The following is a 24,245-nucleotide window of genomic DNA, read 5'->3' on the forward strand; positions in this document are numbered from 1 at the left end:
CCCGCATCCCTAAGAGGATCGTAACGCCTGTAGGTGAGGGGGCCGCCCAGGCCTGCTTGCTCCACCAATCGAAGCCCATCATCTAGGATTTTCCGCATCTCCGAGAGGGCGTCGCCGCAGGAGGTTGAGCACGGCCGGTATGGCCGCCGGCCCGACTTTTCTGGCGAACTCCCCAAACATTCACCCACTTATTTTTCCAACCTCACCTTCGAATTTAAAAGGCTTCGTTTCCGACAAAGAACCCTGGACCCTCCTTCTGAAAAATAACGCAGGAACCCATGAACATCGGAAACCAGGAAAGAAGAGGCCTTTGGTGGCACGCCAGGACCATGCTTTTCCTGGTTTCGGTTCTTCCGGGTTTCTTGATGAAGATTCGACGACGGCAAGACCCGTCTCAGGTTGAATGCATCACCCTGTTTCAAGTGAGTCACCGCTGATCGGGATGAAAGACCACCCCTTTGGCGCCTGTCCAACTCCGGGGCGGACACGCCCGATCCCAGCACAATCCCTTGAGTATCAGACCATTACCAAGCGAAACAGATTTTACCCGCCCAAGACACATGACAAAACACTCTGTTTTTTCGAGAAAATGTATATAATCCAATTCGCGCGATCAAACTCATCACGAATCAATCGATCGCGTTTTCTCGGATCTTTGTTTTCTCAGGCTCGTCCACGATCCGGTTTCGATTCGTTCGGTACTGAATCGTGGGACCAGATGGGTGCGGCGCGGCCCCAACCGATCGCACCGGTGACACCCACCATGGCATGAGGCCACAAAGCGAACGAACCAACCCAGAAGCGTGGCAGATCCGACGATCTGTGCACCGCATTCCGCTCGAAACCAAATTAGCGAGATTCAAGTTGCAAAATCGGATATTTCAGCTCGTCATTCGCAGAGAAACCGGAGCCAAATCGTGCCCGTGTTGATCTGTTTTTATCTATATGTTCAATTCCATATCAAATCGCCTTTGTTCGCCCCGGTAGGTTCAAAAGAATTCAATGCGCAAACGGGCATGGGTGAGCCCCTTTCGGGCCCAAATCCCACGACCGAAATCGCGAGTCTACTCACCCGCCACCGCGCGGCCATTGGCGGCGATCGTTGGTCCGAAATTCAGGCGATTCGGATACTGTACCTTCACGGCGAAGGCGATCGCGAGCGACTGGCCACGTTTATCTATCGGAGACCTCATCACCTCTATATGGAGGAGCTGGGGGCAGGCGGCTCTCGGGTCTGGCGGTTTGACGGGACCGACGCGAGTTATGAACACGGCGAGGCGAGCACGCCCTTTCCCAAACTCATGCCCACGGAACAAAACGCGGTATACGAAGCCGAAGCCGACTTGGAGGGCCCCTTCCTCCGCACGCGACAAAAGGGGATTCGGATCGAGTGGGTTGGTCGCGAGCAGGTGGAGGCCTCGCTGTGCGATCGCCTGGAAGCCACGTACCCCAACGGATACCGCGCGACCTACTGGATCGATGTGCGGTCCGCACTGATCGTCTCGAAGGTGAGAACGATCGGAGCGCGAGAGACGCGGTATTACTACGACGCCTATCGCGACTTCGATGGGGTCTTGTTTCCGAGTGCATACCGGAAAGTCACGGCCACTTCGGTCCGCGAATATCACCTGGTCGATTTGGAAATCAATCCCACGCTCGACGCGACCTTTTTTGACCTTCCCAAAAAGCCAAGAGGAGTTACGTTTCGATGAAATGTTTGATAGCCGTCCTGCTCATCCTGATGTCCACATCCAACGCGCTGGCGTTCGAATGGAACCACGGACGCAAACAAAGCTTTCGCCCCTGTCACCTGACATTGCACGGAATTCGGTGCTACGGCACAAAATACTATTGCGAACCCACCTATTACCCCGATTTCTGTGTCACGACCGGATGCACCGACCTCACCGAGTGCGTGGTGATCGGTGGCTCGATCGAGTGCAACGGCGACAGCGATCCTGGCTGTGAACTGAATGACGATTGGCCTTGAGCGCCGACAGGATCGCCCATGAATCGCGTTCACACCACAAGGATCGGCGTCGTCTTTTGCCTGTCCATGGCCCTCTTGGGTTGCTCCGTTTTTCCCGAAGATGGAGTCCCTTCCCCATCGAAGCCGACCATTGCCCTGGAGCCGGTGAAGGGAGACCTTCGTCCGGCATCTCGAGCACCCGACCGAGCACCCATGCAGGATCCCCAGGTGGTCGCCTACGCCGAACGGGTTCGCTACGTGGCCGAGCTGTTCCCGCCCGAACGGCTCGTGTTCCTCGACCGGCGTCCCGAGGCGTCGATCGGCGACCCCTTGGACATCCTGTACCAGGGACGTCGCTGGTTCATTCTGGACGGCGCCACCGCCGCCGTCCAGGTGTTCGAGGACGACGGCACCTTCGTGGGGATGCTGGGCGCCAAGGGCGAGGGTCCGGGCGAGTATGTCGAGGCGCTTTCGCTTTCACGGGCCTACGACGGCCAGGTTGCGGTGATGGATGCCGCCCGCGCCTCGATCCTGGTCTATTCGGTCGATGGCCGGTTCGTTCGCGAATTGGATATCCGGCAGCATCGACTGGGGTTCGTCTCGGGCACGGCCTTCCGCTGGCGCGATCCACACAGGATTCACGCGGTGGGTATCTCCGCCAGCACCGGACCCTACCAGGCCGTCATCGTCGACCACGCCGACGCGCGTCCGACCGTCCTCGCCCTGCTCCAACCGCGATCCAAGGCGTCGATGCGCCTCGGTGGCAGTTGGGATTACCGAGCCATGGCCCTGGTGGGCGATACCCTGTGGGCAGGTGAACCCTACACCGCGCACATCGACCTCTACGACGGGTCGGGGAACCTCGTCAAACAGGTCAACCGGCGTCGCAGGGGCGGATTGAACGAGGCATGGTGGCACGATTTCAAGCGGGGCGACACCCAGCGATTTCGCGAGCTGTTGACAGCCAGGCTCCCGGTGCGCATTCACCCGCTGGATCCCTTCGTGATGGTGGACATGAATGCCAAAGTCGACCTGTTCACCTATGCCGGTGAGGAAATCGTCCTCGACCTCGACCTGGCCACGATGCCGACGGTCCACGACGGTTGGGGCACGCGCATCGTGAGCGTGCTCCCCGAAAACGAGAAGAAACACCATTTCAATGCCTACGATTACGCGCTGTTGAAAGAGGGTGGCTGGACCGAGGACAACGCGGATCGATGGAACCTGATCCTCCGCGTCGGCCGCCTGGCCGCACCGCCGCGGCTGTGATCAGCGGGAAGGGGTCCCGCTGAAGTGCTCGATGTCGCTCCGGACCCCTCATTGACAAAACCGATTGCACCCATGCTCCCAGATCTCTTGTGTCGTCCCACCGTTGACGAAGGCACCATTTTGACGTACGTTTTTCGATATACTTTCGATGGAGGACCTGCATGACGAACTCAACAGCAGAAACCAAGCAGGAACGTATTAACCTACGCCTGAGATCGGACGCAAAGCTGCTGTTGGAGCGCGCCGCCGATTTCGAGGGCAAGACAGTCAGCAATTTTATCCTCACCAGTGCATTGGCGTGCGCGGAGAAAACAATTCAAAAACACGAAGTCATGCGCCTGAATTCTCGAGATTCCGAAGCGTTCTTCAACGCATTGACCAAGCCAGCCTGCTTCAATCAAAAATTGACAGATGCGCTCGAGGAACATGGCCGGCGCGTCACCAGCAAATGACTGATCTGATCATAGAACCGCTCGATCGAAGGCACGACAGAGCAGGCTTTCAATGCGGGGTTCCCTCACTGGATAACTACATCCAAAAACAGGCTGGCCAGGATGTCAAACGCCGTGTCAGCCGGGTGTTCATAGCGACGGAGGTGGGAAACGCCACAACCATCATGGGTTTCTACACGCTTTCTTCTCTGTCGATTGAACTCGATCAGTTGCCGGAAAACTTAGCCCGAAAACTACCCCGACATCCTGTGCCGGTAGCACTGCTCGGTAGGCTGGCTGTCAACCAAGTAGCCCAGAGGCAAGGTGTGGGCACAATGTTGCTGGTGGACGCCATTAAACGAATCCTGTCTGTAAGCGATGACATCGCCATTTACGCAATGGTCGTGGACGCCATAGACGAGCGAGCGCAACGCTTCTATGAATCCTTCGGGTTTTCGTCGCTTTGTTCGGATAGCCGTCGGTTGTTCCTTCCGCTCAAATCCTGGCAATCAAGTGGCAATTGACAGTGGCCGTGATCCGATTTCTTAGAGTCTGGCTAGTTTCCTAGTTTCGATTCTTCCAAGTTTCATGATGCAGGTTCGACGACGGCAAGACCCATCTCAGGTTGAATGCACCAAATTGTTTCAGAGAGTCGCGGACCAGCGGGCAAACCCGCTCGATTTCGGGAAAGAAACAACGCAATGCGAGCCGATTCGGAGAGCCCGTATGCGCGTAAGAGACGCAAAGCCTGCAGGCTGAGCAGGGATAATAATTGCCATCGAGAGATCTGGAAGCCCGACTTATCTGCTTCGCTCTTTTTATCACTCTATCTTGCGAAGCCTGGGCCGCTTCGAAATGTCGGCCGGGGCCGGCTTACCGCCCCTGCCACCGGCCGTGGCCAACTTGCTGCCGTTCCGACCCTCGAAGCCTGCGGGAACTCCTCACAGGGGTCATTTCGAAATGTTCATCGGGCCGATGAACCTACCTGGCAGGACGGCACTCTGGGTATGCGGGCACTGCCGGGATGGATAGCTTCGAAAAGTACATCCGGCGGGCTTACCGCCCCTGCTGTCCTTACCTGGCACGACGAATCTCTCGGCATTCGGGTACTCCAAACGGATTCGTTTTAAATGAGCATTCACGGGTTTTCGGACATGCTGGGAGCCAGGTCGTGCGCCGAGCCGCTCGCACCAGGGGCGAAGGCTTGGCGCAAATCGTTCAACCTCGCCAAACCGGCCATGACTGTGTCGCGGTCCAGGCCGAAATCCAGCAGGCAGGCCACTTCGTCGACCCCGAGCGCCTGCATTCGCCGAATCGTGGCCGCGCACCCTTCCACCGTGCCCATCAGGGAGCGATCGCGGAAGTAGCGCTCGAAGGCAAAACCCAACAGGGTGTCCTCGTCGCGGCTGTCACCGGCCGGATCGCCCATGGCTCGGAACTGATCGAGATATTGCGACAGGTACCGTTTCATGGGGTCGCGCACCAGATTTTTGACGGCTTCGCGGTCGTCGCCGATGTAAGTGTGCAGCATGAGCGATACGACGCCTTTGCGCGGATCGTGCCCGTGTTTCGCGCGGGTCTGGCGGTAGCGCCGAACCAGTTCGCCCAATTGATCGGCCTCCATGGCGATCAGGGCCGTCAGGATATTGGCCCCGATGGCACCGGCCCGCTCCCAGGTGGCCGGTGAGGTGGCGGTCACCCAAATCGGCAACGTGTCCTGCACCGGTCGCGGCAGCGTGGCCGCCGGCGTGGGCGCGCCGTCCACACCGGGCAGGGTGACCCGCTCGCCCGACCACAGGCGCCGAACCACCTCGATGTGGCGAAACAGGGTTTCGCGGCGATCGCGGAAGGCCGCGGGATCGATGACGTAGTCGTGGGTGTGCCAGCCCGTCGCGAAGGAAATCGCGGCCCGGCCGCCCGAGAGGTTGTCGATGACCGACCAGTCCTCCGCGACCCGAATCGGATGGTGTAGCGGCAACACCAGGCTGCCCGCACGCAGTTGCATGCGCTTGGTGACCATGGCCAGCGCTGCCGCCAGCACGGTGGGGTTGGGGTAGAGCCCGCCGAAATCGCCGAAATGGCGCTCCGGTGTCCAAATCGCCTTGAAGCCATGGCCATCGCCGAAGCGGGCGGCCTCCAGCAGCAATCCGTAGGGGTCGCCACCGGTGTCGCGTCCGTTGGCCGAGAAAAAGAACAGCGTGAAATCCATCACCACGTCGGCTTCATCCGCCTTCGCCTTTTTGGCGTCCGCCAGCTTGGCCGCCAGCTTGCGCCGCTGCTCGGGCGTCAATTGCGCCAAGCGCTCCTGCAGATCCATGTGGCTCTCCTTTCCCCGCGAACCCAAAACTTAGGAATCTTCGTTCTCCACTTCCGCCAACATGGCCTCGAGTTCCTCCGGCGAAAGACCTTCGATGTGATCCAAAAGGTCTTCCATCCCTGCCGCATCCTCGACCTCCAACTCGTCGCCCGACAGCACCCGCCCGAGGGCGGCGATGGTGGGATTGGCGAACAGGTTCTCCAAGCTGATGTTCACCGAAAACACCTTGCCCATGTTGGCCAACAGATCCACCGCCAGAAGCGAATGGCCGCCCAGCTCGAAGAAATCGTCCTGTGCGCCCACCGGTCGTACGGCGAAGGCCGCTTCCCACAACTCCACCAGCAGGCGCTCCACATCGTTGCGGGCCGCGACGTACTCGGTCGTCAACGCGGGCCGCTCGGTGACCGCCGTCGCCGTTGCCTGATCCTTGAAGTACCTCGCCGTGAACCGCTTTCGCTGCGCGAGAACCGCGCCGTAGTCGCGCGTCGACACGACCGCGTGCGGCCAATCGGAGGCCAACAGCCGCGCCAGGATCTCCAGGCAATCCGAGGGTTCCAGACCGAAACGCGCCTGCTTGTCGCGCAGTTGTCGGCCGATCCAGCCGGCGCCGTCCCGCTCCCCTTCGAGCTGCGCGGACAAACCCCACTCGACGACCAGGCTACGGCGGGCCACGCTGTGCGGGAGACCCTCCGCAAACGCGTGCTGGAAGGCGTAACCCGCCAGTTGCTCCGACTGACCGATGCCGCCACCCTCGTCCCGGTTGGCGGTGAACGTCACCCAGAGATCCAGGTCTGAAAAGGCCTCGGCCAGGACGTAGGTCTCACGCATCTTGTCGGCGAGGATCGGGGCCGGGTCCGCCGCGGACTTTCGCTGGAACAGACTCGCCGGAGAGGGTCGATCCAAATGGAACACACCGTCCAGAGCGCCGTGCTCGCGCACGACCGCATCGACGACGGCCGCCATCGCCCGTGCGTCGTCGGGCGCGGCCGTTTTCACGAAAAACCGGCGATCCAGCGTCCGCAAGTTCTCGATGACGGAACGGGTCCAATCGTCCGGGCCCTGCTCGCGAACCCAATCATCCCAATCGGACGGTTCCGGCAAGAAGGCGCGATCGACCAGGACCACGGTCGCACGCTGTTCCTGCAACCACCGGCACAGGGCATAACCCAATGTTTGAAACGCATTCACGACGAGGTAGACACCGCCGTCGAGGACGCGTTCGGGGAGCGCCGGCGCCTGGACTCGCACCACATCGCGCCGCCATACCAAGCCGTGGGCCAGCACCCACGTTTCGTCGTCCCAAGCGCCCGCGAACCGACCCAAAATCACCTCTGCGGCCTCTTCGGGCGTCGCGTCACCCACATCGGTGCAACAGCAGGAAAGACAATCGTACTCGAGCGGCAGGATCTCGATCGCACCGAGCAGCGAGGCACGCCAGGATCCGGCCGAGCCCCACTCGCGACCGACGCGCCACATCCCCCTGGTCGCCACAGCCAGCCGAACTTGCGACAAACCTTTCTCTTCCAAGACTTTGGCAAGGCGCACCAAACTCGAAAAGCCCAGCTCCAGACCGTCGTCGACGTTCCTCGCCGACACCGGACCATCGAAGCCGAGCGACCAACCGTGAATCACGTGGTCGGGCCGACGCCCATCGCGGTCCAGATGCTGGAGCAGAGCCTCGTAGTCCCCGCTTCGGGCCGGATGCAACTCGAAAACGCCATCTCCGGTATCGCGGAACGCGGGTCCGCGACGCACGAGAAGGGCGGTCTGTCCCATAGCTCTCAGGCGCTCGGTCAGGATGTCCGCCAACGGCGCCTCGTCAAGGAAGAGCAGCCAGGTTCCGTCAGGTCCAGCGGCTGGCTCGGAGCCCGAATCCACCGGCAGGGTCACCTGCTTCCAAGCCTCTCGGTAAAACCATTCGGACAGGGGCCTGCGGGTTTCCAACAGGGCTCGGGTGGGCGCATCGTCTTGGCCGGCCACCCAAAAAGAGCGGCGCGCGAAGGGGTACCCGGGAAGCGATACCTTGCGGCGCCGTTCGCCATCGAACCAGGCATACCAATCGATGTCGACCCCGTGGGCCCAAAGCGCACCCAAGGCTTCGCGGAAGGAACGGCCGGTGGGCATGTCGGGCACCAGGGAAGCCAGGGCCGGTGGTGAACCCTGCCCCATTCGGGAGACCAGGCGCGTCAGGGTGTGGCCGGGCCCGATCTCCAGAAAAATGGCGCCCTCGAGGGTCGCCGCCGTGTTCAGACCGTCGTGAAAGCGAACGGGACGGGACATGTGCTCGGCCCAGTACGTGGGATCGGTCGCCTGCTCGCCGGTCAGCCAGGTGCCACTCAGGCCGGAAACCATGGGGATCTCCGGAGGCTTCGCCCGAACGGCGCGCGCCGTTCGCGTGAGCGGTGCCAGGGCCGGTTCCATCATGGAGGAATGAAAGGCGTGGCTGGCGGGCAGAAGGATCGGCTCGACGCCGGCGTCCCTGGCACGCGTCATGACGGCTTCCACCGCGGGAGCCAGACCCGAGAGCACACAGAGCCGCGGCGCATTGACGGCGGCCAGCGACAGGTCCGGGGTCAACCAGTCGGCCACCTCGGACTCCGAGATCGGGAGGGTGACCATCGAACCGGAGGGCAGGCGTTCGGTTTCGGCGCCGCGACAGGCGATCAACGCGGCGGCCTCGGAAAGCGTCAGGACACCCGCAATGACGGAGGCGGCAATTTCACCCACGCTGTGGCCCATTACGGCCGCGGGCTGGACACCCAAGCCGACCCAGGTCGAAGCCAGGGCGTAACCCAAAGTGAACAAGGCCGGTTGGAACAGGCTGGGGGCCTGAAGGCCGGGATCGGCACCGAACATCCGCGCCGCCAGATCCAAGCCCAAATGGGGGGCCAGGGCACGGCTCGCTTCGTCGGCGGCCTGGCGGAACACGGGTTCCTCGCGGTAGAGTTCCGCGCCCCAGTCGCCGACGGAGACACCTTGACCGGAGAAGCAAAACACGACCGCCGGCGTTTGGGCCGAGCGGAGGGATCGCTTCGGCAGCGTGCCCGCCCGCAAGCGCTCGGCGGCCTCTTCGCGACTCGACGCGACCACCCAGGAGCGGGTGTCGAAACCACGCCGGGCGCCGTTCAGCGAAAAGGCCACGTCGGCGAGATCCGGAGCGTCCGGTGCCTCCAAGGATCCCGCCAAGCTTGCGGCGTGTCGTACCAGCGGGTCCGCGTCGCAGGCCGAAAGGACCAGGAGTTGGGCAGCACGCGCCGAAGGTCGGGCGGTGTCGGGCGAATCCGGAGCGGGACCCAACACCAGGTGGCAGTTGGTGCCGCCGATGCCGAAGGAACTGACCCCGGCAAGTGGTTTGTCCGCCGGCCATTCGCGGGTTTCGGTATTGACGTAGAAGGGGCCGCGTCCCAGTTCGAGTTTCGGATTGGGACGGTGGAAGTGCAAGCTGGGCACCAGGGTGTCGTGGTGCCGGCAGAGCACGGTCTTGATCAAACCGGCGATGCCCGCGGCGGCCCCGGCGTGACCGATGTTGGTCTTGACCGCACCCAGGGCGCAACTCCGCGAAGGCAGGCCGCCGAACGCCTGGCGCAGCGCCTCGATTTCGATGGGATCACCCAGGTTGGTCGCCGTGCCGTGGGCCTCCACATAGCCCACCTGACCGGGATCCGCATCGGCCACCGCCAGGGCTTCCTCGATCACGTCTCGTTGGCCCGCGACACTGGGCGCCGTGAAGCCGACCTTGTCGGCACCGTCGTTGTTGATGGCGGTCGCGGCGATGACGGCGAGGATACGATCACCGGCGGCCTGGGCGTCTTCCAACCTTTTCAGGACGACCAACCCCACGCCACTACCGGGAACGGTGCCGTTCGCCGCTTCGTCGAAGGTCCGGCAGAACCCGTCCGGCGAGTAGATTCCGTCTTCCTGGTACAGGTACCCGATGGGCTCCAGGTAGGGCACGGAGGCGCCACCGGCCAGGGCCGTATCGCATTCCCGCGACAGCAGGCTCTGACAGGCCATGTGCACGGCCACGAGCGAGGTGCTGCAGGCGGTTTGGACGGGCACGCTCGGCCCTCTCAAGTTCAGGAGATAGGACAGGCGCGGTGCCGAATAATCCTTGTCGTTGCCGATCTCGAGCTGCAGGGCACCGGCGGAAGCGCGAATCGCGGGGTCGTCCCAAAGGCGCTGGACGTAGGAACCGCTTCCCACGCCGGTGAACACGCCCATGCCGTGGCCCGCGACGGCGGGGTCGAGACCGGCGTCGTCCAGGGCGTGTTGGGCGGTTTCCAACAGCAGGCGTTGTTGGGGATCCATCAAGAGGGCATCGCGGGCGCTGAGGCCGAAGGCCTCGGCATCGAAAGCGTCGATATCGTGCAGAAGGCCCCGCGCGGGCACCACCTGGGCCTGCGTGTCTTCGGGAAACCCCGCGGCCGCGACATCTTCGAAAAAGGTGATGCCGTGGGCGCCCTCCTTCAGATTTCGCCAAAACGCGTGTACATCGTTGGCACCGGGAAAGCGGCACGCCATACCGACGACGGCAATCCCGCCATTGAATTCCAATTCGTGATCGTGGCTCATGACCTTGGCTCCGAGAGCGTTGATATGTCTGGGGATGCCCTCAGTATAGCGGCAAGTTCTCGGAGGAGTGAAGCGAGATCGGGGTTGCGATCTCGCTTTGGGTCGGCGCAGGAAAAACCAACGCGGGATAACCTTTCAAAGACACCGAATCGATCGCGATGACGTGGTCAATAGGCCGGCTGTTCGTCGTCGTAGGCCGCCAACCAGGCCAGAATGCCGCCGTCCAAACTGCGCGCACGGGTGAAGCCCATCTCCTTCAGGGCCACCACCGACTCGGCGCTGCGCACACCCGAGCGGCAATGCACCACCAGCAGGCGGTCCCGCGGCCAGTCACCCACGGCTTCCGCCAACTTCCGCTGGGGGATCAGGCGACTGCCGGCGATGCGGCAGATGTCGGCCTCGCCGGGCGAACGCACATCCACCAGGACGTGATCGACGCCCTGGTCGCGCAGTTCCTTCAGCGCCGTCACCGACAGGTGTTCGTCGGGAGCCAGGGCTTCGGCCGCCGCATCCCCGCCGCAAAAGACCTGGTAATCGATCGGCTCGGTGATCGTGGGCGACGCGCCGCAGGCGGGACAGTCGCGCCACTTGCCGATCTTCAATTCCTCGAACCCCATGCCCAACGCGTCGAACATCAGCAGCCGACCCACGAGGGTCCGGCCCACGCCCAGGATCAGCTTGATGGTCTCGGTCGCCTGAATCAGGCCGATCTGACCGGGCAAGACGCCCAGCACGCCGCCCTCGGCGCAGTTGGGCATGTGACCCGGTGGTGGCGGTTCGGGAAACAAACAGCGGTAGCAGGGACCGTGGGGCGCGTAGAACACCGACGCCTGGCCTTCGAAGCGAAAGACACTGCCGTGGACGTTGGGCTTGTTCAGCAATACGCAGCAGTCGTTGACCAGATATCGCGTGGCGAAATTGTCCGAGCCGTCCACCACCACGTCGTATTGCTCGATCAGGTCGAGCGCGTTTTCGCCGGTCACGTTGACCGGGTGCACGGTGACCGTGACGCCGGGATCCAGGCCCTCGATACGCTCCCGGGCCGAATCCACCTTGGGGCGACCCACATCGGCATGGCCGTGAATGATCTGGCGCTGGAGATTGCTGGCCTCCACCCGATCGAAATCCGCCAGGCCCAGGGTACCCACGCCCGCCGCGGCCAGGTACAGGGCGACGGGCGAACCCAGGCCACCGGCCCCGATGATCAGCACCCGCGCCGAGCGCAACTTGCGCTGGCCCTCGCCGCCCACCTCGGGCAGCAACAAATGGCGGCTGTACCGACTTTTTTCATCCTTGCTCAAGGTTCTTTCGGCGGCGCGCCGCGCCAATTCCCGACTCAAGACATCCACGCATGCCCCCTTTCCTTCGGTATTCAGGTTCCACATGACAAATCGGATTTCGCTGGGTTAGACTCATACACATCATGGCTCACGTACAATTCACACGCAATTTAAAGCGTTTCTTCCCCGACCTGGAACCGGTAGAAATCCAGAGCGACACGGTTTCGGATCTGGTTCGGGAGCTAGATGTTCGTCACCCCCACCTGGCTTCGTACATCGTGGACGATCGCGGTGCGTTGCGCAGGCACGTCAACATCTTCGTGAACGAGCGGATGATCCAGGACCGGGAAACCCTTAGCGATGCGTTGTCCACCGATGCGAAGGTGTTCATCGTTCAGGCGCTGTCGGGGGGCTGAACGCAGCAAAAGGGGTTTTTCATGGTTGGGCAGAAGCACCTGTTGTTGGGCACCCGCAAGGGTTTGTTCCAGTTCGTCGCCCAGGACCACGATTGGCGCATGGTCCGTCATTCCTTCGAGGGCATTCCCGCGCTCTACGCCTGTTACGACGCCCGCAACGACACGATCTGGGTCTCGCTCGATCACGGGCATTGGGGTCAGAAACTCCATCGCTCGACCGACGGCGGCCAAACCTGGCAGGAGATCCCCGCGCCAAAGTATCCCGAAACGGCGATGTTGAAGGACGACAAGCCCGCCGCACTCGAACTGATCTGGTACATCCAACCGGGCGGCGCCGATCAGCCCCAACGCCTGTACCTGGGTACCAATCCCGGCGGGCTGTTCGTCAGCGACGACGGCGGCGACACCTTCCAGTTCGCGGACAGCCTGTGGAACCACCCCAGCCGTCCCGAGAACTGGTTCGGCGGCGGCAAGGACAACGCCGGGATCTGCAGCATTCTCGTCCACCCCGACGATCCCCGGCACCTGACGCTGACCGTGTCGGTCGGCGGGGTCTACGTCAGCCGGGACGGCGGGGCGACCTGGGAGGGCCGCAACAAGGGGATCGTTTCCGAGTTTCTGCCCAATCCCGAATCCGAATACGGCCACGACCCCCACTACATCACCCATTGCCCGGCGAGACCCGAGGTGCTGTGGCAGCAGAATCACTGCGGCATCTACCGCTCGGAAAACGGCGGCGAGTCGTGGGAGGAGATCTCGCAAAGCGACGGCCCGGCGCGGTTCGGCTGGGCCATCTGCGCCCACGAAACCGATCCGCTCACGGCCTGGGTGGTGCCGGCCCACAGCGACATGTCGCGCGTGACCATCGACCAGAGCCTGTGCGTGTCGCGCACCGAAGACGGCGGCAAGACGTGGACGGCCTTTCGCGAAGGGCTGCCGCAGGAGCTGTGCTACGACATCGTCTACCGCCATGCCTTTCACAACATGGGCGACAGCCTGATGTTCGGGTCGACCACGGGCAACCTGTTCTTTTCCACGGATGCGGGCGCGTCCTGGCGCACTTTGGCGAATTACCTGCCGCCGGTGTACTCGGTGCGGATGTACGCGAATTGAACGCCGGCATCTGAGCGGACCTGGGTGGCCGGACCGACGGCACGGTCCGGCCAAATGAGTTGGGCGCCGAGATCGTCAGCTCGACGGCAATTCGATGATCTTGATGTCGCCCTGGGTCCATTCACCGGAACCCGAAGGCGTGAGGTAGGCGATGTACCGGGGGCCGCTCGCGGGAAGGTCGTTGTTCATGATCGCCACTTCGCCCGAATGTTCGTTGTAGTTGCTGTCCACCATGAACATGATGAAAAACGAGTAGACGTTGTCGTTATCCGTGTTGGGAAAGGTGAAGCTGACGCTAAACCCGCCCGCGACGTTGTTGGAACCGCTGTCCACCTCCTCGTATTGGTCCTGGGACAGCGCTTCCGGGTTTAGCGTCTGATCGATGGGATTGAACGTGGCCAAGTTGTTGGGACCACTGGACACCAGGCTTATGTCCAGATTGGTGAGATTCTGAATTTGAACCTTGAAACCGGTTACCGACATGAGATCCTCCACTGTTCGCTTTGGTCAGGACGGGCGACGACACGACGCGATTCGGTCGCGGGCCGCCCGCCTTTGCCTGCTAACCGCGAGGCGGTGGAAAAAAGGCCGGAAGTTTTTCGGAAAACACGCGGTCCCTCCCGAAACCGAACCCAACAAGTACCGCGCACTCCAGCGGGTCGGAGGTACGTATCGGGCCCGTTCTTCCCTAGATGAGAACCCACTCGGGCGAGAATAGAATCACATCTTCGGAACGAGGCCTGGACGCAGTGGGCGCCCGATGGCGACCCCCGCTTCCCCGCCTGTCGTTCGGTCGATCGGGCTCGGGTCAAAGGCCTCGGATGTCAGACCGGCTCGGTTTGGGGAATGGGATGACGGGCATGAGTCCAGACCAGCTTGGCCAACACCAGGAACATGCCCGCAGCGATGCCCAGTCCCGCGACGAGTGCGGCTCCGAAGACCGGTTTCAACTGGAATAGAATCATCGTGTGCTGCACTTCACTCTGTTCGTGGACGGCGTTGTAGACGCCGGCACCGACGAGGCTCAGAAAAAATGCCAGCAAGGAGACCTGGGTGAGCCAAAAGCCCTTGGACACCTGCCAACCCAAATGTTCCTGGCCGGCCCCGCCGTGCAGCACGTAACTCACCGCACCGATGAGGATCATGGTGTTGATGCCGATGGTGGAACCCATGGCATGGGCCACCGTGATATGGGTCCCGTGGGTCATCCAGTTGATCGCCGGGATGGAGATGAGAAGGGCCAGCGCCAAATTGAGGTAGCCCCACCACTCCGCCGCCACGAAAAAGCGGTAACTGGTGTTGTGCCGGTGCTTCCTGGCCGCATCCAACCGTTTCGACCAGTCGGCGATGATTTTGACGAAGAACGCCAATTCGGTCAGGCTGATGACGTAGGCGACGTGGTCGATCCACACGGATCCCGGTACCGGGTAGGTGTGGTGCCCCCAATTGAACATCATGTTGGTCAAGCTCAGGAAGTAGAAGAAAAACGCCTTTTTGGAGAAACCCGAGGCCTGCTCGCCTTCGATCTGCTTCATGATGTAGAACTGGGTCCCATAGATCAGCATGTTCCAACTGCCGACCATCGAACCGTAGGACTTCCACTGGACGGTGGCCTCCCGAATGGGGTTGCCGCTGAAATGGGGGATCATCCACAACAACGATTCGCCGTAGGTGAAGAAAAAGCCCAGGATCCCCGTCATCCACATCCACACATACACCGGATAGGGGCCCTTGCCACGTCGGACGGTACCGAAAAAGTTGATTGCGAACAGGAGCCAGGATACGAGAATGGCGATAGCAAAAATGGGCGGAAACGCCCAGTATTCCCGCCCGCCGAACGAGCCCGAAGCCAATGCCACTACGATGGCCAGTCCGAAAAAGACAAACCAGGCCAGGTGGAATCCCGCCAATCTCTTGGAAAAGAGCGGTCGCCCGGTGGCGCTCGGCAGCACCGCGTAGACCAGGCCGATGACGGTACCGAAGATCCAGGCAACCGCCAGGCTGACGTGCAGCGGTCTGCTGTGCTGGAACGTGAAGCGCGAACCGGGAGAGGCGAAAGCGAAATGAAACATCGCCAGGCATCCCAGCGCCAGGGTCGCAATCAGGATACCGACACCCAAGTAGACAAATCCGAGGGCTGGCCACGTCACTCGCGTGGTTTGACGACTCCGTACCATGTGAAGGTAACCTCCTCCCGAGCAGGCGGGGCACATGCGTCGAGCGCCTTCATATAGGCGACCAACCCATCTATTTCGTCGTCCGACAATGCCAGCTTCGGCATGTTGCCCACACCGAATTCGAGAACGGCCTTCAGGTAAGCTTCACCCTTGCGCGAATAGGCCCGGGTCAAATCCGGTCCCATATAACCGCCCAACCCGAAGCGCTGGTGGCAGGCCGAACAATTGTGCTTCTGCCAGGCGAGCTTGCCCTCCATCTGGGTTTCCGACAGCGCCTGTCCCGGCCGTTCCGTTCCCCGAGTGTAGACGAACAAGGAATAGGCTCCAAAGAGCGAGAAAAGTATGAAAAGAACCCTGGATTTCATAGGGTTACCATCCAGTGCACGCAAAAAAAGAAGACATTGCCAAACAATCGAGTCATTCTAGATCATATCCGCAGGAAAAGGGTGAGAACTCGTCGGTTTCGGCGTCGTTATTCGTGAACACAGGATGACAAACCACTTCGTCGACGACCGATCGTTCGACAGCTCCAAGGAAAACCATGTCGTGGCGGCGCGCTTTTTTCAATGCCCTCGCCGGCGCTCACGCCGCTCGATTTCGGCCTTGATCTCCTCGAAAGCCCGAATCAGGGCCTGGGTCATCGCCGGGTCGCCGCCCACATCGGGGTGGTGTATTTTCAGCAGGAACCGGTAACGGGCGCGGATCTCGTTCCAGTTCATCAGGGGATGTACGCCCAAGACGTCGTTGGTCAGCCCCAAGCCCTTGCTCTTGATGACCTTGACCCGCTTCGACTGCCCATACCGGACCTTGGCGTCGAAGGTCGAAAGCCAATCCAACTGCATCGCCTCGTCCATGCTGCCCACCATCAGCAGGGTCTCGAAATCGGCGAAGCCGCGGTCCCATCGCTCCAATTCCAGCGGTCCCAGGCGTTCCCGCAAAAAACCGAACTTGCGACGAAAACCCTCGCCCAGGAAAGACACCATGTAGGCCCAACTGCGGGCGCGCTTCTCGCCGATGTCGCTGCAGGTATCGGGATTGAAGTATTGCCATTGAAGCTTCAGGGTCAGACGTGCCGCCAATCCGGCCGGTAGGGCCCACTCGCTGGGGAAACCCTGAAACCCATGAGCCAGGCCGGTCGCGAAGGCCTGCCAATCGTTTGGCTTCACGCGATCGGCAATCAATTCGTAGCAGGGATCGGTCATCGACACCGCCGCATTCGCAAGTCTCCCATCGCCCCAAACACGATGCCCCACAAGGGACCATCGCGCCCTCCCCGCTTATGCCGTGATGCGGCATTCGCCTTGACACCCATCATAGGCCTACTTATGATTGGTCTGGATTGGAACGAGATTCTTTTATTTTCTTCGGAGCGAGGCAATATGCAGCCTATTGCAATTAGTTTTCTGTTGCTTGTGAGTTTGACGGGTTTCGCATATCTATCCTATCTCAAACTCTCGATCGTGCGAAGCCTGCAACCGTCCGTCCGCTGGGACAACGTCGGCGAGCGCATCAAAAACCTCGTGACCATGGGCTTTCTGCAGAAGCGCATGCTTTCGGGCGACCTGAAGCCGGGTCTCATGCATTTCGTTATATTCTATGGCTTCACCACGTTGCTCTTTCGCAAGATTCAACTGTTCATCATCGGGTTCGATGAGTTTTTCGTGTATCCCGGAACACTCGGTGGCATCTATGCCGCATTCAAGGATTTCATCGAACTGGCCGTGGTCATCGCACTGTTCTACGCCTTCTACCGGCGCTTCGTCAATCGACCCAAACGGCTCGAACCCAACAAGGAAGCCATCCTGATCCTGTCGTTGATCGCGACCATCATGATCACCGATTTTCTCTACGACGGCTTCAAGTTCGCCCTGTACGCCGGCACCAACGAAGGCATCGCCCACGAGGCCTCCTTCGCCTTCATCGGCGGGGCCTTGGGCAAAGCCTTTTCGGGATTCCCCACACACATCCTGGAAATCGGCTACCACGGCTTCTACTGGATCCAAATGGTCGTCGTCCTGAGCTTCCTGGTGCTGCTGCCCATGGGCGAGCACTTCCACATCGTCACCGCCCTGCCCGCGCTGTTCGTCAGCGCCCGCGGCCCCTTGAACAAGGTACCCTCGGCCGACTTGAGCGCCTTTTTCGACGAAGACGAGGATGACGACGACGATGAGGACGAAGACGACGAGGACGAGTTCAAGGTGGGCATCCAGACCGCCAAGGACTTGCTGTGGAAAGACGGCCTGGACGTCTTCACCTGCACCGAGTGCGGCCGTTGCAAAGACGCCTGCCCCACCTTCCTCACCGACAAGCCGCTTTCCCTGAAATGGGTCAACGACAGCATCAAGCACCACCTGTTGGATCACCGCGACACGTTGCTGAAGCCGGAGGCGGACATCGAGGAAGACGAGCTGCCGCCGCTGATCGGCGACATCATTTCCGAGGACACCCTGTGGGCCTGCACCACCTGCGGCTACTGTGAAGCCGCATGCCCCATCGAACTGGAGCACCTGGGCAAGTTCTACCGCATGCGCCAGTACAAGGTCATGATCGACGGCGAAGTGCCCGACGAATTGCAGAACGCCTTCGACAACTACGAACGCGCCAGCAACCCCTGGGGCCTCAATTCGGATACCCGCGGCGATTGGGCCGAGGAACTGGACGTGCCCGTCGTGGAAAACGCGGAGCAGGTGAAGGAACTGGATTACCTGTTCTACGTGGGTTCGGCCCAATCTTTCGACTCGCGCAACCAGAAGGTGGCCAAGAGCTTCGTGCAGATCCTCAAGGCGGCCGGGGTGAAGTTCGCCATCCTCGGCGCGGAAGAGGGCTCGACCGGTGAATGTGTGCGACGGGCCGGTAACGAGATGCTGTTCCAGATGCTGGCCATGCAGCTCGTGGAAACCCTCAACGAATACGAGGTCACCAAAATCGTGACTTGCGATCCCCACGCCTACAACTCGCTGAAGAACGAATACCCGGAATTCGACGGCAAATACGAAGTGATCCACCACACCCAACTGATCGACGACCTGCTGAAGCAGGGCAAGATCAAGGTCAACGCCGACTTCGAGCGCGTCATCTACCACGAGCCCTGCTACCTGGGCCGTCACAACGACGAGTACGAAGCGCCGCGCGCCATCATCCAGCGCGTCACCAAGGACACCCCGCTGGAATTCGACTTCAACCGCGAGCAGTCGATGTGTTGCGGTGCCGGCGGCGGTCGGATGTGGATGGAGGAAACCATCGGCTCGCGCATCAACGTGACGCGGGTCGACCAGGCCCTGACCAAGAGCCCCAAGGTGATCGCCACCGCCTGCCCCTACTGCACCATCATGCTGACGGACGGGGTGGCCCACCACGGCAAGGAAGAAGAGATCCACACCAAGGATATCGCCGAACTGGTGGCCGAATCGCTGGTGTAACGCGCACGTTTCGCGGTGCACCGCCCATCGGGGCCATGAGCGATCGTGGCCCCGTTCGGCCGGCACGGGTAGGGATCGGCACTCGGTTGCCGGTCTCCCGATTCCTAGACAGGCTGATTTGGGGTTTGCGGGCGCGACCGCCGTCGCATTCGCGAAAAGACAATGCCACATGCAAGGCAACAAACGGGGGAGCCAGGGTGCTCCCCTTTTTGCGTTGGCGATCCCGATTCCGAATAAGGGCCCCGCGGCCTTGCGGGACAATGCCTCCGCCCTGGTCGAGCACGAGCGTTCGGGTGTGAATCCGCCCGTTTTTCGAAGATCCCAGGCCATGATTCTTTGTAAAAAAACGGCATGAAGCCTTCGATTTCATTGTTCCCCAACCAACACAGTTTAGATTCAGCCCTAAGACAATCACACTGATGGGAACGTCCCGCGAAACGGGATCCACCAGGTCGTTCGGAACCCGGCCGAGGCGTTGGTCGCGACGCGGGTGATCCGACGACCGATCCCCGATCGCCCTCGCATGAGCCGGCCTCGACCGGTTCGCGCGAGACCGGACATCCCCCCAACTCGCGCCCCTGAACGAACAACGGTTTCCGAAGAGACGTTCTCTGAACCGGCCTGATCTCCCGTGCAGTGCGGTCTCGGCGGTCGGGTGCCCGGTTTGGGCGAATCACGCGAAACCAAGAGCATTGCCGAGACCCGACGCCAGAGACCCGGCCCATCCAGCCAGGCCGCTCGGGACGCTGCAGCGATTCCGGTCCTGGATGGGCCCGCACCCGATCACCTCCATCCCCCACCTTCGCCCGGCCCGCTCGCGGCCTCGGGACCGCAACGGCGGGCACGTGTTTGCCTCGTGGCAAACCGCAAACTCCGGCGCCCCGCGCCGGCAAAGCTTCCAGCAAGGATGTGCACCCTATGACAGCCTACCTGTACATCGAATCGCGAGATCCCTTCGACAGTGCCGACAGCCGGTACTTCCCCGACCTCGTCAAGGGCACGCGGGAACGCGGCCACAAGACCACGCTCTTCCTCGTCCAAAACGGCGTGCTGCCCGCGCGCAAGGGTTCCCAATTCAGCGACCGGTTCCGCGAGCTGGCGGAAGCCGGGATCACCATCTACGCCGACGACTTCTCGCTGGCCGAACGCGCCATCGGTGCGGCCGATACCGACAGCCACGTCCAGTCCGCCGGCATGGACCGCCTGCTCGATCTGCTGCTCGAACCGGACACCAAAGCCGTCTGGCACTGAACGGGGTCCCGCCCCGAAACCGCCCACGGAACGCTGAGAGAAGGAGTACCGACTCATGAGCAAGACCCTCACCCTGGCCCTGATGGACGCGCCCTACGAGAAGGCCGCCTCCACCACCGCGTTGCGCCTGATCCACGAGGCGCTCTCCCGCGGTCACAACGTCAACGTGTTCGCCTACGAAGGCGCCGTCAACCTGACCATGGCCGATCAGAAGCCCCACGCCAATCCGGTCAAGGGCACTTCGCTGGAGGAGGAAGATCACCCCACCACCAAAGAGTGGATCGGCTCCCTGTTCGAGCTCGCCGAAAACAAGGGCGCCACGCTGAAGTGGATCAACTGCGGCCTCTGCGTCGACGAACGGGGCGCCGGGAACTGGATTCCCGGCCCGGTGCGCGGCGGCCCACCACATTTCGTCGCGTTCGCCAAATCCAGCGACGCGACGCTGGTCATTCCCACCAAGTAAGCTGAGGAGCCTTTCATGAAAGTATTGAACATCGTGGAGACCGCCTATCGCGCGACGGTCGAAGAGCAGGACGACACGATTCTGTGGCTGTCCCACAACCTGAAAAAGGCGGGCGCGGAGGTTTCCGTACTGCTGCGCGCCAACGCCGTCAACTACGCCGTCGAAGGTCAAAACGCGTCCGGGCTGAGCTTCGGCGCCAAAAAGCAAACCAATCCGGTGGACATCGTGCGCGACATCAAGGACATGGTGGCCGCCGGGATTCCGGTCCTGCTGGTGGCCGAAGACGCTTCCCAACGCGGCCTACCCGACGACCGCCTGATCCACGGCGTCGAAAAAATCCCGGCGGGTGATCTGCCGCAACTGTTCGATCGCTTCGATCACGTGTGGCACTGGTAGTTCCAGCCACGAAATCGCCCGAGGTGCCGGCTCGCCTGGGCCGGCATCGTTTGGGGGAGGGTTGGGCACGACCGTGCTTGGTTTGAACTGCATTGGTTTTATTTCCACCACGGAGGTCGCGGAGATCGCGGAGGCGGAGGGGACGCGTCCCTGCATCGCTGCCGCCTGCATTTGAGGAGGTGTCGTTCCGGCGGAGGACGGAACCACCCAGTTGGGCAGGCCGCAAAAGAAACACCATAGCCCTGCTTTTCTTGGTTTGGATTTTTCCTGGCTGTCTGATTTGGATTGGACGACGGCAAGACCCATCTCGAGTTGAATGCATCGCGTCGTCTCGAGGGAGAACCCGAAAAGCACAGTGATTTCAAAAACGCAAATATATAAATATTAACATTTTACAACTAACCAGGTTTTACTCTGGTTTCCCTGGGGAAGGAACCCACAGCCACTGCCGATCGAGAGGTGAAGCTGGCGTTTAACTCAGGTCCAGTTAGGGGCCATCCAGAAACGGAAAGATCGTGACTGCCAATATGATTTGGCTGGATGGACACCAGTGAGACATCACTCGGAAAGGAGGGGACGGCCTGCCGCTCACGCATCGCGACAAAACGCTGCAGTCCAACCGGTTGTGCGGAGTTCGGCCTCCGATTGCACCATCGAGAACCGCTCGATTCAGGTCTATTTGATCCATACAAAACCCTCTTTCACCTCTAAGGGCCCACCGAGGCGTTTCTTTCCTAATTTGGAAAAATTGTGTCTTCAAACCTCCGCGTGCTCATCTCCGTGAACGCTGGGAACTCTGTGGTAAAAAAAAACTTAGCGACAAAACCCCGCCACCTACGAGATTTTATCTCCGATCGCGCAGCATGAGGTAAAATCCTGCGGAGGAGTGGCGCATGCAGGGAACCCGGGACGAGGGAATCGAAGACGAGCTTTATTTGGTGGATGCACGGGACCAGGTGCTGGGATCGGCGTCCAAGTCGCGCTGCCACGATGGCGAAGGCCTGCTGCACCGCGCTTTTTCGGTGTTCATCTTCGATTCCGGAAATCGGTTGCTGCTGCAACGGCGCGCCGCGAGCAAACGCCTGTGGCCCCATTTCTGGTCCAACAGTTGTTGCAGCCATCCCCGCCACGGTGAGTCGTTGGAAGACGCCACCCTGCGACGGCTCCAAGAAGAGTTGGGCATGCAGGCCCGGCTCGAACCACTCTACGCCTTCCAGTACCACGCCCGTTTCGGCACCGCGGGCAGCGAGCACGAATTGTGTCACGTGTTCTTCGGCAAGACCGATGCGCCGCCCGTTCCGTGGGAAGCTGAGATCGCGGCGATTCGATGGGTCGATGCCGAATCCCTGACGACCGAAATGGCGGCCGAACCGGAGCGATTCACGCCCTGGTTCCAACAGGAGTGGCAACGCATCCGCACCGAATTCTGGCAGCGCATCTTGGACGGCACACCCGACTCATCGACACCGAGGTGACACCATGGACCTTTGCCCCTGCGGCTCCCAAAAAACGTTTGCCACCTGCTGCGGCCCCCAACTCGCGGGCAACGAGACCGCCAAGACCGCCGAAGCCCTGATGCGGGCGCGATACACCGGCTACACCCGCGCCGATGCCGAGTTCATCGTGGCCACCACCCATCCCGACAAACGCGCCGAAGTGGATCCCGAGAGCGTCCGCGAGTGGGGCGAGCTGGCCGAGTGGCTCTCGCTGCAGATCCAGAAGGTGGAGGCCGGGACCGAAACGGACACCGAGGGTTTCGTGACCTTCGTGGCCCGCTTCCGCGAAAACGGCGAGGAGCACGAGCACCACGAGCGCTCCCTGTTCCGCAAGGAAGGCGACACCTGGTACTTCGTCGAGGGCCACAAGCCGGCCGTGGTACGCAAGGTAGTCAAGACCAGGCGTAACGACCCCTGCCCCTGCGGCAGTGGCCAGAAATACAAGAAATGCTGCGGCAAAGCCGGCAGCTGACCGCATGGCTCGCTCGGGTGCCACACCATACCTGGTTTCACGTCGCTCGCCACCCATGCTGATGGAATGGGTTGTATTTGATGAGCGATGGTTCGGGGTAACCCAATATAGAGGTGATCGACGCTCGTGGCCAATCTTGGAGGGATGGGTCACAATCGAATTTTGGGCGAAGGTTCGTGATAAACCGAATGTTTGGATGCTTCCCGTATGCGGCCAATCCTGGTGGGATGGCCGCGGGCGCAGCAACCGTATGCTTGGACCACCACTCGATTAAAACGCGGACCTCTGACCCGCCACCAGCAGGGACCCTGAAAGGGTCATACAGAACAGCGAAGGCGGTCCGGTGTTCCGTATGGACATTGTCCACGATCGACCGGATGCTTGGACGTGCACCGTTCGGGGCCAATCCTGGAGGGATGGCCAGCCGGATGTTGGGTTCATCATTTGTTTAGAACGCGCACCTCTGGTGCGCCACCAGCAGGGACCCTGAAGGGGTCACACAGTACAGCGAAGGGTTAAGGAGTCGGAACGACGACGCAACCCTGGTTGCCTGGGGTTCCCGATATCGAGCCCTGGAGGGGCGGGGCTACGAAGGGCTCCGCGATGGTGACGGACACTCCGCGATGGGCTCCGCGACGGTGACGGGCACTCCGCGATGGGCTTTGTAGTCCCGCCCCGTTGGGGCTGGGGTCCGGGGACCTCGAACAACCAGGGTTGCGTCGCCTCCAGCTCCTTAACCCTTCGCTGTATTGTGTCGTCCCTTCAGGACGCCCGCTGGTGGCGTGCCTGCGGCACGCGTTTTTATCAATGATGGTCCAAGCATGGTGTTGGCCATCCCTCCAGGATTGGCCGCGAACGAGGAGCATCCAAACATCCGGTTGGCCACGAACGGAGAGCATCCAGGCATTGGGTAAATTTCGAATCATCGGCCAGCCAAGGATGGGGATGTCGCGCCCCTGGCCATCCCTCCAGGATTGGCCGCGAACGGGGTGTATCCAGGCATTCGGCCGCTGCGCCCGGAGCCATCCCTCCAGGATGGGTCGCGAACAACGACCAGCCAGGCATTCGGTTTGCCTCGGACATTGGCACCGCCGTGATCGACACGCGTTCGAACCCGACGCACTTCTGGACGGATGCCCATCCGGTGTACGTTCAAGCCGGAACGCATGCCACGCTCGCGGGAACCCCGGCCCGCGCCAAACCC

At 61.3% G+C, this 24,245-nt stretch carries 20 protein-coding genes; 13 read left to right on the top strand and 7 right to left on the bottom strand.

What is annotated here, in order from left to right; translation table 11 throughout:
- Positions 1-1,016: 1,016 nt before the first annotated feature.
- From J3U87_RS07280 to J3U87_RS07300, 5 genes are all read left to right on the top strand, one after another.
- Entirely contained in the window at positions 1,017-1,712 is a 696-nt protein-coding gene (locus J3U87_RS07280) for a hypothetical protein (protein ID WP_237382375.1), read from the top strand.
- Positions 1,709-1,990: a hypothetical protein gene (locus J3U87_RS07285; protein ID WP_237382376.1), complete on the top strand. Its 282-nt coding sequence runs from the start codon at positions 1,709-1,711 to the stop codon at positions 1,988-1,990. The genes J3U87_RS07280 and J3U87_RS07285 overlap by 4 nt, the downstream gene beginning before the upstream one ends.
- 192 nt (positions 1,991-2,182) lie before the next feature.
- Positions 2,183-3,238, top strand: coding sequence for a 6-bladed beta-propeller (locus J3U87_RS07290; RefSeq protein WP_237382377.1), 1,056 nt, complete (start codon positions 2,183-2,185; stop codon positions 3,236-3,238).
- Positions 3,239-3,399: 161 nt separating this feature from the next.
- Positions 3,400-3,690, top strand: coding sequence for a type II toxin-antitoxin system TacA family antitoxin (locus J3U87_RS07295; RefSeq protein WP_237382378.1), 291 nt, complete (start codon positions 3,400-3,402; stop codon positions 3,688-3,690).
- The gene (locus J3U87_RS07300; RefSeq protein WP_237382379.1) at positions 3,687-4,193 is read left to right on the top strand and encodes a GNAT family N-acetyltransferase; all 507 of its coding nucleotides are present in this window, start codon (positions 3,687-3,689) and stop codon (positions 4,191-4,193) included. Before J3U87_RS07295 ends, J3U87_RS07300 begins: the two co-directional genes overlap by 4 nt.
- Before the next feature lie 614 nt (positions 4,194-4,807).
- On the opposite strand, the gene J3U87_RS07305 is transcribed toward J3U87_RS07300, so the two are convergent.
- From J3U87_RS07305 to moeB, 3 genes are all read right to left on the bottom strand, one after another.
- Entirely contained in the window at positions 4,808-5,986 is a 1,179-nt protein-coding gene (locus J3U87_RS07305; protein WP_237382380.1) for a MupA/Atu3671 family FMN-dependent luciferase-like monooxygenase, read from the bottom strand.
- Between the two features lie 30 nt (positions 5,987-6,016).
- A complete protein-coding gene (locus J3U87_RS07310; RefSeq protein WP_237382381.1) occupies positions 6,017-10,558 on the bottom strand; it encodes a type I polyketide synthase in 4,542 nt (1,513 codons plus the stop codon).
- Positions 10,559-10,725: 167 nt separating this feature from the next.
- On the bottom strand, positions 10,726-11,898 hold the full coding sequence (gene moeB, locus J3U87_RS07315) for a molybdopterin-synthase adenylyltransferase MoeB (RefSeq protein WP_420038289.1): 1,173 nt from the start codon (positions 11,896-11,898) through the stop codon (positions 10,726-10,728).
- An 83-nt stretch (positions 11,899-11,981) separates the two neighbouring features.
- Here moeB and J3U87_RS07320 point away from each other — a divergent pair, with 83 nt between their 5' ends.
- Positions 11,982-12,254 carry a MoaD/ThiS family protein gene (locus J3U87_RS07320; RefSeq protein WP_237382383.1) on the top strand — a complete coding sequence of 91 codons (273 nt, stop codon included), beginning with the start codon at positions 11,982-11,984 and terminating at the stop codon, positions 12,252-12,254.
- A 21-nt stretch (positions 12,255-12,275) separates the two neighbouring features.
- Positions 12,276-13,367, top strand: a complete 1,092-nt coding sequence (locus J3U87_RS07325; RefSeq protein ID WP_237382384.1) for a WD40/YVTN/BNR-like repeat-containing protein — start codon at positions 12,276-12,278, stop codon at positions 13,365-13,367.
- Between the two features lie 75 nt (positions 13,368-13,442).
- On the opposite strand, the gene J3U87_RS07330 is transcribed toward J3U87_RS07325, so the two are convergent.
- The 4 genes from J3U87_RS07330 to J3U87_RS07345 form a co-directional block, all read right to left on the bottom strand.
- Positions 13,443-13,850, bottom strand: a complete 408-nt coding sequence (locus tag J3U87_RS07330) for a hypothetical protein (RefSeq protein ID WP_237382385.1) — start codon at positions 13,848-13,850, stop codon at positions 13,443-13,445.
- Positions 13,851-14,191: 341 nt separating this feature from the next.
- The gene (locus J3U87_RS07335; protein WP_237382386.1) at positions 14,192-15,544 is read right to left on the bottom strand and encodes a cbb3-type cytochrome c oxidase subunit I; all 1,353 of its coding nucleotides are present in this window, start codon (positions 15,542-15,544) and stop codon (positions 14,192-14,194) included.
- A complete protein-coding gene (locus J3U87_RS07340) occupies positions 15,514-15,858 on the bottom strand; it encodes a c-type cytochrome (protein ID WP_237382387.1) in 345 nt (114 codons plus the stop codon). Before J3U87_RS07340 ends, J3U87_RS07335 begins: the two co-directional genes overlap by 31 nt.
- A gap of 249 nt (positions 15,859-16,107) precedes the next feature.
- Positions 16,108-16,746 (bottom strand): J domain-containing protein, encoded by a 639-nt coding sequence (locus tag J3U87_RS07345; RefSeq protein ID WP_237382388.1) that lies wholly within the window; start codon positions 16,744-16,746, stop codon positions 16,108-16,110.
- Positions 16,747-16,923: 177 nt separating this feature from the next.
- Here J3U87_RS07345 and J3U87_RS07350 point away from each other — a divergent pair, with 177 nt between their 5' ends.
- From J3U87_RS07350 to J3U87_RS07375, 6 genes are all read left to right on the top strand, one after another.
- Positions 16,924-18,963, top strand: a complete 2,040-nt coding sequence (locus J3U87_RS07350; RefSeq protein ID WP_237382389.1) for a (Fe-S)-binding protein — start codon at positions 16,924-16,926, stop codon at positions 18,961-18,963.
- A gap of 918 nt (positions 18,964-19,881) precedes the next feature.
- Positions 19,882-20,214 (top strand): DsrE family protein, encoded by a 333-nt coding sequence (locus J3U87_RS07355; RefSeq protein ID WP_237382390.1) that lies wholly within the window; start codon positions 19,882-19,884, stop codon positions 20,212-20,214.
- A 55-nt stretch (positions 20,215-20,269) separates the two neighbouring features.
- Positions 20,270-20,677 (top strand): DsrE/DsrF/TusD sulfur relay family protein, encoded by a 408-nt coding sequence (locus J3U87_RS07360; RefSeq protein ID WP_237382391.1) that lies wholly within the window; start codon positions 20,270-20,272, stop codon positions 20,675-20,677.
- Between the two features lie 15 nt (positions 20,678-20,692).
- Positions 20,693-21,073, top strand: a complete 381-nt coding sequence (locus J3U87_RS07365) for a DsrE family protein (RefSeq protein WP_237382392.1) — start codon at positions 20,693-20,695, stop codon at positions 21,071-21,073.
- A gap of 893 nt (positions 21,074-21,966) precedes the next feature.
- Positions 21,967-22,548, top strand: a complete 582-nt coding sequence (idi, locus tag J3U87_RS07370) for an isopentenyl-diphosphate Delta-isomerase (RefSeq protein ID WP_237382393.1) — start codon at positions 21,967-21,969, stop codon at positions 22,546-22,548.
- 4 nt (positions 22,549-22,552) lie between these two features.
- Positions 22,553-23,041 carry a YchJ family protein gene (locus J3U87_RS07375; RefSeq protein ID WP_237382394.1) on the top strand — a complete coding sequence of 163 codons (489 nt, stop codon included), beginning with the start codon at positions 22,553-22,555 and terminating at the stop codon, positions 23,039-23,041.
- The last annotated feature ends 1,204 nt before the right edge of the window (positions 23,042-24,245 follow it).

Source organism: Sulfidibacter corallicola (genome assembly GCF_017498545.1).
GTDB lineage: Bacteria > Acidobacteriota > Holophagae > Acanthopleuribacterales > Acanthopleuribacteraceae > Sulfidibacter > Sulfidibacter corallicola.